Consider the following 12735-nt stretch of genomic DNA (forward strand, 5'->3'; position numbering starts at 1 on the left):
GGGCGTCAGGAAGCGCGCGTTATGTCACGCGTCCTGCCCGCGCGCAACGGCATCAGCAGGTGCGGCGCAGTGCGCGGCGAAGCCGGTGCGAATCTCCGAAGGTCGCCAGCCCGATGAGCGCTTCGACGATGACGGTGACGAATCCGGTGAAACCCTTTGCCGACTGGCAGTTCGGGTTATAGCCCGCTTCGCCCTCATTCATGTGGGCGGCCTCTTCAATCCGGATCTCACGGATCACGTCCGTAAGCGCATCGTCGCGGTCGGCCAGGAATTCGATCTGTTCGTCCAGATGTCCGTGGACGGCTCGCTCGACCGCCGCTGTGCAAGCATAGACACCGCGCTTGCCGCCGCAAACACTGACCAGTCCGAGGATGTAACCGCCGGCAACCCAAAGCGCCGTCCCGGGACACGGCGACACGCCGCGTTCGCGCATGGCACGGCGAAAACGGTCCCGGTGACCGATCTCGTGCTCTTCCGCTTCGGCAAGAAACCCGTTCAGGTCTTCATCCCAGAGAGAAGAAAACCAGCGCTGAGCGCGGTAAATCGCGATCGCGCCGCACTCTCCGGCGTGATTGACCTTCAGAATGCGGCGGCGCGTCCGCACAAGCGGAAATTCGGCATCGAGACTGGCGTCGGTCATGAACGCCTCGCGAAGTCTGGTGCGGATGAGAGGACTCGAACCTCCACGGATTGCTCCACTGGAACCTAAATCCAGCGCGTCTACCAGTTCCGCCACATCCGCATCATGTGGGATGGCCAGGCGCTTGGCCGGACCGGACCGGGGTGATAGCAGTCCTTTTCCCGCGCGCGAAGGGTGAAAGGACGCTGACCATGGCCGAGCTGGAAGAAGAACGCAGCGGCGTCGACTGGGAGGCGCGCTTCGCCGATAACGACGCGCCGTGGGAGCGTGGCCAGATGCACCCGGCCTTCCTGCACTGGAAAGAGTCGGGCGCCTTCAACGACATCGAGAGCATCGTGGTGCCGGGCTGCGGCCGCGCGCCGGAAGTGGCCGGTTTCGCGGAAATGGGCCTCAAGACCCATGCCGCCGATCTGTCGGAAACCGCGATCAACTGGCAGCGCAAGCATCTCGACGAATGCAATCTGACCGCCGTGCTGTTCACCGGCGACATCCTCGACTGGACGCCTTCCGAGCCGGTCGACGCGGTCTATGAGCAGACCTTCCTTTGCGCCATCCATCCGCGCCTGCGCGAAACCTACGAAGCCGCCCTGCTGCGCTGGCTCCGCCCCGGCGGCCAGTTGTTCGCGCTGTTCATGCAGAAGGAAGAGCGCGGCGGCCCGCCCTATGGCTGTCCGCCCGGCGTGATGCACACGCTGTTTCCGGAAAACCGCTGGATCTGGCCCGAGGGCGATCTCAAGCCCTGGCCACATCCCTCGCTGGGCGGCAAGGCAGAACTCGGCGCTATTCTGACGCGGCGCTGACCGGTTCGGCGGCAGGCGCGGCCCGGCGGGCCCGGCCCGCCTTGGCCGTCATCGGCGCGCGGGTCAGCGTGTAGGCTGCCGTGCCGAGACCGGAGACGATATTGGCCAGCGCCATGCCGGCGATGACGCCGAGCGGGCCGCCGGCGATCCAGGCCCCCGCAATCGCGAACACGACGACCATGACCGCGCGGCTCGACGTGATCATCACGCCGTAGGAGGGCCGTCCGAGCCCGTTGAACCCGGCACTGGCGGCAATCGTGATGCCGTATCCGGCGACGGTCAGCGTCACCAGCATCCAGTAGAGACGCGCGACGCCCTGCCCCGCCTCGCTCGGCAGGAAGGCGGCCGCCAGCGGACTGGAGAAGACATTGAGGACCAGCGCCACGCCCAGACCCCAGGCGAGGCAGAAGGCGAAACTGGTCAGGAAGGCGCGGCGCACGCGCTCGGTGATTTCCGCGCCGCCATTCTGGCCCGTCACCGCGCCGATCGAGGCGGATAGCGCGAAAAGCGGCACGATGCCGAAGGCTTCCAGTCGCCCGCCGACGCCAACGCCGGCGACCGCCGGGTCGCCGAATTGCGCCATGCCCAGACCGCCCATCACGATGACCAGCGACAGCGGGTTGAAGGTATTGGACGCGGCTGCCGGCAGACCGACGCGCGCGATCTCGCCCCAATGGTGCCAGACCTCGCCGAAGCCGGGCCAGGAAAAGTCGATCAGCTTTTCCCGGAAGGCGAGATACCAGCCGACGAGGAGGAAGGTGAAGGCATTCGCCGCCACCGTCGCCAGCGCCGCGCCGGACACGCCCCAGCCGAGGCCCGTCAGACCGATGAAAGGGATTTCGGCGAAGATGAAGAAGGGGTCGAGGATCATGTTCACGACCGCCGCCAGGATCATCATGAGCGCCGGGACGGTCGCATTGCCGATGGCGCGCAGCACATTGCTGGCAACCATCGGGCCGACGATCAGCACGATGCCGGCAAACCAGGTCGTCATGTAGTCGGTGACGTGCGGCATCATCGTTTCGGTCGCGCCGATCAGGCGGAACATCGGCTCGACCAGCAGAATCCCGACGATCGACACCGCCCCGACCATCAGGATGGCGAGGGTCAGTGCGTCGGTGGCGATGCGCCGGACCTGCGAGAAATCCTTCTTCCCCGCCGCGCGGGAGACGGCAGACACCGCACCCGCGCCAAGGCCGATGGCGACGCTCATCACCAGCATGGAGACCGGGAAGCTCATCTGCACCGCCGCCTGCTGCGGCGTACCCAGCATGCCGACCCAGTAGGCGTCGACGATGCCGGTCAGCATCATGGCGACGATGCCGAAACTCATCGGGATGACCATGCGCAGGATGTGTCCGAAGACCGGGCCTTCGGTCATGTCCCGGCTTGAGCGTCCTGCCATGTTCATCCCTCGCGTGTCAGACTCGACCATATAGGCCCGTTCGCTCACGCGCGCATCACGTTGCGGTCAGACGCTGGGGAATGGCGGGTATGCGGGGGTTTTTCTTCATCGCCGGCTTGCCTTCCCTCCCCTCGAAGGGGAGGGACGCGAGCGGCTTGCGATAGCAAGACGGGAGCGGGGTGGGGTGAGCGTTCCCTCACTCTCTCTGGGGTTCCCGCGAAAGCGGGAATCCGAAACCAGGTACGTGCTTCGGGTCCCCATTTTCATGGGGACCCCGGTAAAACCCCAACCGACGTTTCCCGGACGGCGAAGCCGATCCGGGATCCATGTCTGATAGTGTCTGGACCCCGGTCTTCGCTCCGCGAAACCGGGGAGCGTCAACATCCTTGAAGCATCCTGTCCCGGCCTTGTGCCGGGACCTGTCCAGATCGCGGTCAACCCGGAAACCAGGACAGGCCCCGGAATAAATCCGGGGCAGACGAGCTTGTTTGCCTAAAGTTCCGCCGCGCCGGGCACAAAGGCGGCGAGGCCGGCGAGACGACTACATTCTGTCGCGTCCAAACCAGAAACACACGACTGCCAAAAGAATCGTCGCGATCGGATAGACGGAGAGATGAAGAATATCCGCCAGCGAGACTTGGTGTTGATAGGCGTTGAGCGCGATCAGCCCTGTGACCATCAGGAACAACACGACGGGCAGAAGCACGAATGTTAAGAGCAATCCGATCCCGATGAAGATAAACTGACGCAAAGATTCCCTCTTTGCCTAAAGCGCCGCCGCTGACGGATCGAAGGCGGCGAGGCCGGCGAGGTTCACAATGTCGGATACCGAGGACCCGAGGCGGGCGATCTGGACCGGCTTTTCGAGGCCCACGATGACCGGGCCGATCACGGTTGCAGCCCCGGCGGCCTTCAGAAGTCGCGTGGCGATCGAGGCGGAATGCACCGCCGGCATGACCAGCACGTTGGCCGGCTCGGTCAGGCGCGAGAAGGGGTAGAGTTCGTGATGGTCGGGATTGAGCGCCACGTCGGCGGCCATCTCGCCCTCGTATTCGAAATCGACCCCGCGCGCGTCCAGGATTTTCACCGCACCGGCCATCTTCTCGGTCCGTTCGCCCGGCGGATTGCCGAATGAGGAGTAGGACAGGAAGGCGACGCGCGGGGTCAGGCCGAAGCGGCGGGCGGTCGCGGCCATTTCCACCGCGATGTCGGCCAGTTCCGCCGAGGTGGGGAATTCCGCGCCGAGCACATCGCCAATCAGCAGCGTCCGGCCGCGGGAAATCGCCGTGTTGATGCCGACCAGCCGGCCGCCCTCGACCGGGTCGATCACGAGGCGGACATCGGTCAGGGCGACATTGGTGTGCCGGGTCACGCCGGTGATCATGCCGTCGGCGTGGCCGAGCTTGACCATGCAGGCGGAGAAGACATTCCGGTTGGTGTTCACCAGGCGCTGGACGTCGCGCTTGAGATAGCCCTTCCGCTGCAGCCGCTCGTAGAGGAATTTGGCGTAGTCGTAATTGTGGTCCGACAGCCGCGCATTGACGATTTCAAGCTCGCCCGACGGAAGACCGAGTTCCTTCATGTTGGCTTCGGCAATGTCTTCACGCGCGACGAGGATGGCCTTGCCCAGCCCCTGGCTCTGGAAAGCGTGCGCGGCTCGGATCACCGAGGGGGCCTCGCCCTCGGCGAAGACGATCGTCTTCTGCGCCCCGCGCAGCACCGAGGCGACGCGCTGCTGCAGCGCCGCGGTCGGATCGACGCGGCGGGCCAGCGACTGGCGATAGCTTTCCGTGTCCTGCGGCACGATGCGGGCGACGCCCGACTCCACCGCCGCCTTGGCGACATAGGGCGGCACGCGCGAGATCAGGCGCGGGTCGAAGGGGGTCGGGATGATGTATTCCGGGCCGAACTGCAGCCGCGAGCCGGTATAGGCGTCGGAGACCTCGTCCGGCACATCCTCGCGGGCGAGATCGGCCAGCGCCCGGGCGCAGGCGATCTTCATCTCCTCGTTGATGGTGCGGGCGCGCACGTCGAGCGCGCCGCGGAAGATGTAAGGAAAGCCGAGGACGTTGTTGACCTGGTTGGGATAATCCGACCGCCCGGTGGCGACGATGGCATCGCCGCGCACCTCCTTGATCAGCTCGGGCAGGATTTCCGGGGTCGGGTTCGCCATGGCGAAGATGATCGGGTCCGGAGCCATGGACTGGACCATGGACTGGGTGACGATGCCGCCGGCCGACAGGCCGATCAGGCAGTCCGCCCCCCTCACCGCCTCTTCCAGCGTGCGCATCTGGGTCTTCACAGCCTGATTGCGCAAGCGCTCGAAGAGATCATTGCGGCCGGTGTGGACCACGCCCTCCTTGTCGACGACCACCGTCTTGTCCTTGTCGACGCCCATCGACTGCAGCAGTTCGATCACCGACAGGCCCGCGGCACCCGCGCCAACCAGAACGACGTTGAGGTCGGACAGCTTCTTGCCGGAAATCTCGCAGGCATTGATCAGGCCGGCCGCGGCGATGATCGCCGTGCCGTGCTGGTCGTCATGGAAGACCGGGATATCGAGCATCTCACGCAGGCGGCGCTCGATCTCGAAGCATTCCGGGCTCTTGATGTCTTCGAGATTGATGCCGCCGAAGGTCGCGCCGAACCCCGCGACGCATTCCACGAACTGGTCGGGGTCGGTGTATTTCACCTCGATGTCGAAGGCGTCGATATCGGCGAAGCGCTTGAACAGCACCGCCTTGCCTTCCATCACCGGCTTCGAGGCCATCGCGCCGAGATTGCCAAGGCCGAGGATCGCCGTGCCGTTCGACACGACGGCGACCATATTGCCCTTCGACGTGTAGTCGTAGGCGGCGTCCTCATTCTCCGCGATCGCCTTCACCGGCACCGCGACGCCCGGCGAGTAGGCCAGCGACAGGTCGCGCTGGGTCGCCATCGGCTTGGTCGGCGCGAGCGACAGCTTGCCCGGCGTTGGCAGACGGTGGAAATCGAGCGCGTCCTGCTCAAAAGGCGTCAGTTTGGGGGGCTTGTCGCTCATCGGGCTTTCCGCGCTGTGGTCGGGAACCGGATTGGCACGCCCTCACCCGTCGATCAAGGCGGCACGCGCGGCTGCGATGCGGCGGCGGCGCGTCAGGTCCTGAACCACGGCGGGCATGGCATCGGCCAGCTCGCCCGCGACCAGTCCGGGCCCGAGCCGAAGTCCCGCCTCGCCGTGCAGCCAGACCGCCGCCGAAGCGGCGTCAAAAGCCGGCGCGCCCTGCGCCAGCAGTCCGCCGATCAGGCCCGCGAGCGTGTCGCCCGTCCCGGCCGTCGCCAGTGCCGGCGAGGCGTGGGTGTTTATCCTCGGGATTTCACCGGGGACAGCGATGACGCTATCCGCCCCCTTGTAGACGACGACGCACCCGGCCTTGTCGGCGGCGGAACGCGCGGCTTCGATCTTGTTGAGCGAGCTGCCGGTCAGACCGGGAAACAGACACTCGAACTCGCCGGCGTGGGGCGTGATGACGTCATGATGACGAAGATGCCCCAGAAGATGACCAGGATCGTCTTCGAACACCGACAGGGCATCTCCGTCGAGTACGACGGGAAGCGGCCGCGACAGCGCCGCGATGACGATCTGTTTCAGCGCGTCCGTCATGCCCGCCGCCGGGCCAAGCACCGCGGCGGTGGCCCGGATCGCGTCCAGTCCGGTCAGGAAATCCTCAACATCCTTGAACGACCGGATCATCACCTCGGTCAGATGGCTGGCATTGACCAGGGCCGCGCCCGGCGGCGTCAGCAGGGTCACGAGCCCGGCCCCGGCGCGAAGCCCCGCTTCCGCGGCCATCCGGGCTGCGCCTGTGGCCTTCGCCGGACCGGACAGGACAGCCAGCCTTCCCCTGCGATGCTTGTGGGTATCGGGCATGCCGGAGTGGGGCCAGGCCGGCCAGAGAGCGGGATGGTTCCAGCGCGCGACGATGTCGCCTTCGGGCGGCGCGTGCGCCGGGATGCCGATGTCGGCACGGACGACCTCGCCGCAGAATTGCCGTGACGGTTGAAGGAGATGCGCCGGACGCAGGCGGTGGAAGGTCACCGTCAGATCGGCCTCGACCGCCACGCCTTCGGGCCCGGCCCGGTCGCCGTTCAGGCCGCTGGGGATATCGACCGCAACGACCGGGACGCCGCTCGAATTGATTGCTTCGATCAGGTTTGCCGCCGGCCCTTCAGGCGGGCGGGTCAGCCCGGTTCCGAAAATCGCGTCGACGATCAGTTCCGCGCCGATGAGCGAATCGCGTGTGGCAGGGGATAGAGGACCCGCCCAATGCTGCGCCGCAACATCCGCATCGCCTGTCCATTCCCTTTCGGAAAAAACGCGTTCGACGCGCACCGGCCAGCCGGCTTCGGACAGGCGGCTTGCGATCACGAGACCGTCCCCGCCATTGTTGCCGGGCCCGGCAAAAATCACGGTCTGGCGCGGACTCCAGCGACGGCGTACCTCATCGGCAACGGCAGCACCCGCGGCCTGCATCAGCGCCCAGCCTGACCGTCCGTGTCCGGATGCATACGCATCAGCACGGCACACGCCATCCATAGAAAAAATTTCTTCAGAGCCGGGTGTCATTCGTCAGGAAATCTGTATAAATGCTGCAACTGCGTCATGGCCCTTCGGATCGTGCGTCCGTTGATGCCCTGGCGTCAAACGCTGCCGCGCGGGGCCGATGAAAAAGATCGAAGCCATTATAAAGCCGTTCAAGCTGGATGACGTCAGAGACGCACTCCAGGAGATCGGCGTCCAGGGCATGACGATCGTCGAGGCCAAGGGATTTGGCCGCCAGAAAGGTCATTCCGAGCTTTACCGCGGTGCCGAATACGTCATCGACTTCCTACCCAAGATCAAGATCGAACTGGTCGCGCCCGATGCGCGTGTCGATGCGATCGTGGAAGCCATCCAGACCGCTGCGCACACCGGCCGCATCGGCGACGGAAAGATTTTCGTGACGCCGGTCGAAACCGCCATTCGCATCCGGACGGGCGAGTCCGGCGAAAACGCGCTGTAGCAACCATGCTACCCGGCGCGCGTTCCGTTATGACACGCCCGCCCACCCGACAGTCCACCCACCCCTAGACCCCACCCGGAGCCCGTAAAACATGGCTGACGACATTCTCAAACGTATCAAGGACGAGGAAATCGAACTCGTCGATCTGCGCTTCACCGATACCCGGGGCAAGCTGCAGCACGTCACCTTCGATGCGACGATGATCGACGAGGACTTCCTCGAAGACGGCACGATGTTCGACGGCTCCTCGATTTCCGGCTGGAAGGCGATCAATGAGTCCGACATGACGCTGATGCCGGACACGTCCTACGCGCCGGTCGACCCCTTCTTCCAGAACAAGACCATGTTCATGTTCTGCGACGTGCTCGATCCGATGTCCGGCGAAAGCTACAATCGCGACCCGCGCACGACCGCCAAGAAGGCCGAGGCCTATCTCAAGGCCTCAGGCGCCGGCGATACGGTCTATATCGGACCGGAAGCCGAATTCTTCGTGTTCGACGACGTTCGCTGGAAGACTGGCCAGAACGCGACCGGCTACGAGATCGATTCCGAAGAAGGCCCGTGGAATTCCGGAACGATGTTCGAAGGCGGCAATCTGGGTCACCGCCCGGGTCCGAAGGGCGGCTATTTCCCGGTTCCCCCGATCGACAGCGGTCAGGACATGCGCTCGGAAATGCTGGCCGTGATGACCGAACTCGGTCTGATGCCGGAAAAGCATCACCACGAGGTGGCACCCGCCCAGCACGAACTCGGGATGCGCTTCGCGACGCTGACGACGATGGCCGACCGGATGCAGGTCTATAAGTACATCGTGCACCAGGTCGCCCACGCCTACGGCAAGACCGCGACCTTCATGGCCAAGCCGCTGTGGAACGACAACGGCACCGGCATGCATGTGCACCAATCGATCTGGAAGGATGGCGACAACACCTTCTCCGGCGACCGCTATGCCGGCCTGTCGGAAACCTGCCTCTACTATATCGGCGGCATCATCAAGCACGCCCGCGCAATCAACGCCTTCGCGAACTCGACGACCAACAGCTACAAGCGCCTGGTTCCGGGTTTCGAAGCGCCGGTCCTGCTGGCCTATTCGGCCCGCAACCGTTCGGCCTCGATCCGCATCCCGTTCGGTGCCGGCCCGAAGGCCAAGCGTATCGAGACGCGTTTCCCGGACCCGGCGGGCAATCCGTACCTGACTTATGCCGCGCTCTTGATGGCCGGTCTCGACGGTATCGAGAACCGCATCCATCCGGGCGATGCGATGGACAAGGACCTCTACGACCTGCCGCCGGAAGAGCTGAAGGACATCCCGACGGTCTGCCGCACGCTGCGTGAGGCCATGGAATCGCTCGATGCCGACCGCGCCTTCCTCAAGAAAGGCAATGTCATGGATGACGACCAGATCGACGCCTATATCGAGCTGAAGATGGAAGAGATCCAGCGCTACGAGATGCATCCGCATCCCGTCGAGTTCGATATGTATTACAAGAGCTGATCCCGGTATCAGTGGAAATCGGAAATGGCCCGGCTGCATGCCGGGCCGTTTTCATATGTTCCCAACCTCGACGCGAACGGCTCTGTCGGCTAGACAGCAGCCTCGAGATTGTGTGTTCTTCCGCCGATTTATGTTCAAGTGAGGCGTTATGCGGAATCGTTTGTTGCTGACCAGCGCGCTGGGCGCGTCCTTCCTGGCCGCCACCAGTGCCGCCTTCGCGGACACGACGGTTGATGACGAGCGCACTGATCCGATCCGTACATCGACGGTAAACGGCGGAAATGCCGACAATATCGTGATCGGCACCAACGGCCGGGTCACGCTTGCCGACGGACAAGGCGGACCGGCCGTCATCCTGGATTCCGACAACACGATCACGAACAATGGCCGGATCAACATTTCCAATGCCGACAATGCGGTTGGCATCCTCGTCGAAGGCGGCCGCACGGGCACGCTGACCAACGCCGGCGGCATCAATCTGACCGAAGAGTCGGTCGCCGTAGATGTCGATGGCGACGGTGATGTCGATGGTCCGCTCGCGTCCGGAACGAACCGCGTCGGCATTCTCGTTGACGGCAATTCCCCCTTCAACGGCGATGTGATCAACACGTCCGCGGGCGGCATCACCGTCGTTGGCAATCAGTCCGCCGGCATCCGGAACCTCGCGGGCATCAACGGCGATCTGGTCAGTAACGGCCGGATCACGATGACGGGTGATTTCTCCTACGGCATCGAATCGCGGGCCCGCGTGACCGGAGACCTTCTGACCGACGGCAATATGGTCATCAATGGTGAAGGCTCGGTCGGCGTCCACGTCGGCGAAGTCGTCGACGGCCTTTTCCTGATCCGCGGCAACATCAACGCGTCGGGCTATCGCGTCGCCAACCGTCCGGGCGAGAACGTCATCCTGGATGACGACGACACGCTCCAGGGCGGTTCGGCGATCCAGATCGGCTCCAGCATCGGCGGCGGCGTCTATCTCGGCGGCGGCGATGTGCTGACAGGTGACGCCGAAGCGACGGTCACGACCCGGGGCGAAGCGCCGGCGATCTGGATTTCCGGCCGGCATGGCGAAAATCCCAGCAATATCGTGCTCAGTGCGGTCACTGTCTCGGCCGGGCTTCTCAATGAAGACGACACCGACGATCTGACCTTCAACTTCGGGTTCGTGAACGACGGCACGATCTCTTCCTTTGGCCTGTTCGAAGGCGTGGATGCCCAATCCGTTCGGATCGAAGGATATGACGACGGCAACCAGCTGTTCACGACGACGCTCGAAGGCGGCCTTCTGAACACCGGCACGATCCGGTCGAGCGCCTATCGCGCCGTTGCCACCGCACTCGTGCTCGGCAACGGTTCCATGGTCGCGCTGGTTGAAAACCAGTCGCAGATGAACGCGAGTGTCGAGGGCCGGGATGCGACGGCCCGTATCGTGCTGATCGAGGCGGGCGCCAACACGCCGACCCTGCGCAACTCCGGCACGATGCTGGCGCAGGCCACCGGCGGCGGCAGTTCGATCGCGATCACCGACCAGTCGGATACGCTGCGCCTGATCGAGAACACCGGCGCGATCTCGGCTCTGCTCCGTTCCGTCGACGGATCCATTATTCCCAATGTCGACCGGAACGACTCGCCCGAAGAAGTTGTCCAGGCGATCGCAATCGACGTTTCCGGGGCCACCCAGTCGGTCACTTTCCGTCAGATGCTCGCCGAAGGTGAAACCGACGAAAGCGATCTCGGCGTTCGCGGCGACATTCTACTGGGTTCGGCCGACGACCTGATCGACATTTCGGCAGGCTTCATTCGCGGCGATCTCTATTTCGGAACCGGTTCGGACGAACTTCGCATCTCTGGTACCGGAGCTGTATCCAGCTCGCTGAACGATGCAGACAACGACCTCGTCATCAACGCGACGGGCGGCTCGCTCGAGGTTCTGAACCGCGAAACCGCCAACATCCGCGAAGCCACGTTTGCCGATGGTTCGCGTTTGATCTTCCGGGTCGATACCGCGCCGACCAATCAACCACTGCTGGATGCCAGCGGCACCGTGACCTTCCAGTCCGGTTCTCGCGTGACCGCATCGCTGAGCAATCTGATCGGTGAAGGCGCAACCTATGTTGTCCTGCGCGCCAACAGCCTGGTGATCGACGAGGCGCTGTCCTCGCTCGAGAATACCGATGCACCGTATCTCTACGCGTCGACGCTGACGCGCGATTCGAACGATCCCAACACGCTGATCCTGACGATGCGCCGCAAGACGGCCGACGAGCTCGGGATGCATGGCAACCAGGCCGTCGCCTACAACACGGCGTTCCAGACCTGGTCGGATCGTGCCGCATTGGGCGCTGCCTTTGCTGCGCTCACGACGGCGACGGATTTCTACAACGCCTACAACCAGCTGATGCCGGAATACTCGGCCAGCGCGTTGCAGTTCGCGATGGCGAGCAATGACAGCGCGCTTGGCGCCGTCTCCGGCCGTCTCGACGCCGCCCGTCGCAGCCCGCGCAATACGGGTGGCATCTGGGCGCAGGAATTCGCCTACTTCGCCGATCGTGCAGCCAATGCCTTCGGCCCGGGCTATCGCGGTCACGGCTTCGGTCTCGCCATGGGCGTGGATCGTCCGGCAGGCCCGTTCTACGCCCTCGGCGTGAACATGGCCGGTGCGGCGAGCGACATTTCCGAATCCGACGGCTTCGACCAGCCGATGACCGCCCTCACCGCCCAGCTGGGTGCCTATGGCGGTATCGACTTCGGACCGTTCGGCGGCGAGTTCTACACCAGCGCCGGCGTGAACCGGTTCGAGGCTGAGCGGCGCGTCCTGATCGGCACGTTCGACGAAACCGCGACCGCGGAATGGACCGGCTGGCACTGGTCGGCCTCGGCCCGCTTCGGCCGCGACTTCATGATGGGCGACTGGTATGCGCGCCCGGCCGTCTCGGTCGACTATCTGACCATTTTCGAAGAAGCCTACACCGAGACCGGTGGCGGCGCGGGCATCGACCTCGCCGTCGAGGACCGCACAAGCACGACGTTCGCTTCCACAGCCAGCTTCACGGTCGGACGCCGCTTCGGTGGCGGCGACAGCTGGTGGGAGCCGCAATTCCGCGTCGGCTACCGCAATGATTTCGGCGGTGTCGAATCCGAAACCACGGCGTCCTTCGTGGGCTACAACAATCCCTTCACCTTCCGTGCGGCGGATCTGCCGGGCACCGGTGCGGTGGTCGGTTTCGCTCTGAATGCCGGTTCGGACTATTCGACGTTCACGCTCGACTACGACGCCGACCTGCGCGACTCGTTCACGCGTCACACGATCCGGTTGCTGTTCCGCCTCGTCTTCTAGGGCGCTTACCGGCGAT

At 64.4% G+C, this 12735-nt stretch carries 9 protein-coding genes and 1 tRNA gene; 4 read left to right on the top strand and 6 right to left on the bottom strand.

What is annotated here, in order from left to right; all coding sequences use genetic code 11:
• Positions 1–52 precede the first annotated feature (52 nt).
• Positions 53–640 (bottom strand): demethoxyubiquinone hydroxylase family protein, encoded by a 588-nt coding sequence (locus tag L5876_RS04990; protein ID WP_236954993.1) that lies wholly within the window; start codon positions 638–640, stop codon positions 53–55.
• Between the two features lie 17 nt (positions 641–657).
• Positions 658–742: transfer RNA gene (locus L5876_RS04995), tRNA-Leu, on the bottom strand.
• A gap of 89 nt (positions 743–831) precedes the next feature.
• Between L5876_RS04995 and L5876_RS05000 the strand changes: the two genes are divergently transcribed.
• Positions 832–1440 (top strand): methyltransferase domain-containing protein, encoded by a 609-nt coding sequence (locus L5876_RS05000; protein ID WP_236954994.1) that lies wholly within the window; start codon positions 832–834, stop codon positions 1438–1440.
• On the opposite strand, the gene L5876_RS05005 is transcribed toward L5876_RS05000, so the two are convergent.
• The 4 genes from L5876_RS05005 to L5876_RS05020 form a co-directional block, all read right to left on the bottom strand.
• Positions 1421–2845: an MATE family efflux transporter gene (locus tag L5876_RS05005; protein ID WP_236954995.1), complete on the bottom strand. Its 1425-nt coding sequence runs from the start codon at positions 2843–2845 to the stop codon at positions 1421–1423. The genes L5876_RS05000 and L5876_RS05005 overlap by 20 nt on opposite strands.
• 541 nt (positions 2846–3386) lie before the next feature.
• Positions 3387–3596, bottom strand: coding sequence for a hypothetical protein (locus L5876_RS05010; RefSeq protein WP_236954996.1), 210 nt, complete (start codon positions 3594–3596; stop codon positions 3387–3389).
• A gap of 15 nt (positions 3597–3611) precedes the next feature.
• Entirely contained in the window at positions 3612–5885 is a 2274-nt protein-coding gene (locus L5876_RS05015; RefSeq protein WP_236954997.1) for an NADP-dependent malic enzyme, read from the bottom strand.
• Between the two features lie 42 nt (positions 5886–5927).
• Positions 5928–7448, bottom strand: coding sequence for an NAD(P)H-hydrate dehydratase (locus L5876_RS05020; RefSeq protein ID WP_336886686.1), 1521 nt, complete (start codon positions 7446–7448; stop codon positions 5928–5930).
• Between the two features lie 97 nt (positions 7449–7545).
• Between L5876_RS05020 and L5876_RS05025 the strand changes: the two genes are divergently transcribed.
• The 3 genes from L5876_RS05025 (at position 7546) to L5876_RS05035 (ending at position 12719) form a co-directional block, all read left to right on the top strand.
• Entirely contained in the window at positions 7546–7884 is a 339-nt protein-coding gene (locus tag L5876_RS05025) for a P-II family nitrogen regulator (RefSeq protein ID WP_039709861.1), read from the top strand.
• A gap of 91 nt (positions 7885–7975) precedes the next feature.
• Positions 7976–9379 (top strand): type I glutamate--ammonia ligase, encoded by a 1404-nt coding sequence (glnA, locus tag L5876_RS05030; protein WP_236954999.1) that lies wholly within the window; start codon positions 7976–7978, stop codon positions 9377–9379.
• Between the two features lie 148 nt (positions 9380–9527).
• On the top strand, positions 9528–12719 hold the full coding sequence (locus tag L5876_RS05035; RefSeq protein WP_236955000.1) for an autotransporter outer membrane beta-barrel domain-containing protein: 3192 nt from the start codon (positions 9528–9530) through the stop codon (positions 12717–12719).
• Positions 12720–12735: the final 16 nt, after the last annotated feature.

This window comes from Hyphobacterium sp. SN044 (genome assembly GCF_021864465.1).
In the GTDB taxonomy this organism is placed as follows: Bacteria; Pseudomonadota; Alphaproteobacteria; order Caulobacterales; family Maricaulaceae; genus Hyphobacterium.

Bases quoted from the DNA above. Each gene is read 5' to 3' on its own strand.
- L5876_RS04990 (WP_236954993.1), bottom strand. From the start codon at position 640: ATGACCGACGCCAGTCTCGATGCCGAATTTCCGCTTGTGCGGACGCGC.
- L5876_RS05000 (WP_236954994.1), top strand. From the start codon at position 832: ATGGCCGAGCTGGAAGAAGAACGCAGCGGCGTCGACTGGGAGGCGCGC.
- L5876_RS05005 (WP_236954995.1), bottom strand. From the start codon at position 2,845: ATGGCAGGACGCTCAAGCCGGGACATGACCGAAGGCCCGGTCTTCGGA.
- L5876_RS05015 (WP_236954997.1), bottom strand. From the start codon at position 5,885: ATGAGCGACAAGCCCCCCAAACTGACGCCTTTTGAGCAGGACGCGCTC.
- L5876_RS05020 (WP_336886686.1), bottom strand. From the start codon at position 7,448: ATGACACCCGGCTCTGAAGAAATTTTTTCTATGGATGGCGTGTGCCGT.
- L5876_RS05025 (WP_039709861.1), top strand. From the start codon at position 7,546: ATGAAAAAGATCGAAGCCATTATAAAGCCGTTCAAGCTGGATGACGTC.
- glnA (WP_236954999.1), top strand. From the start codon at position 7,976: ATGGCTGACGACATTCTCAAACGTATCAAGGACGAGGAAATCGAACTC.
- L5876_RS05035 (WP_236955000.1), top strand. From the start codon at position 9,528: ATGCGGAATCGTTTGTTGCTGACCAGCGCGCTGGGCGCGTCCTTCCTG.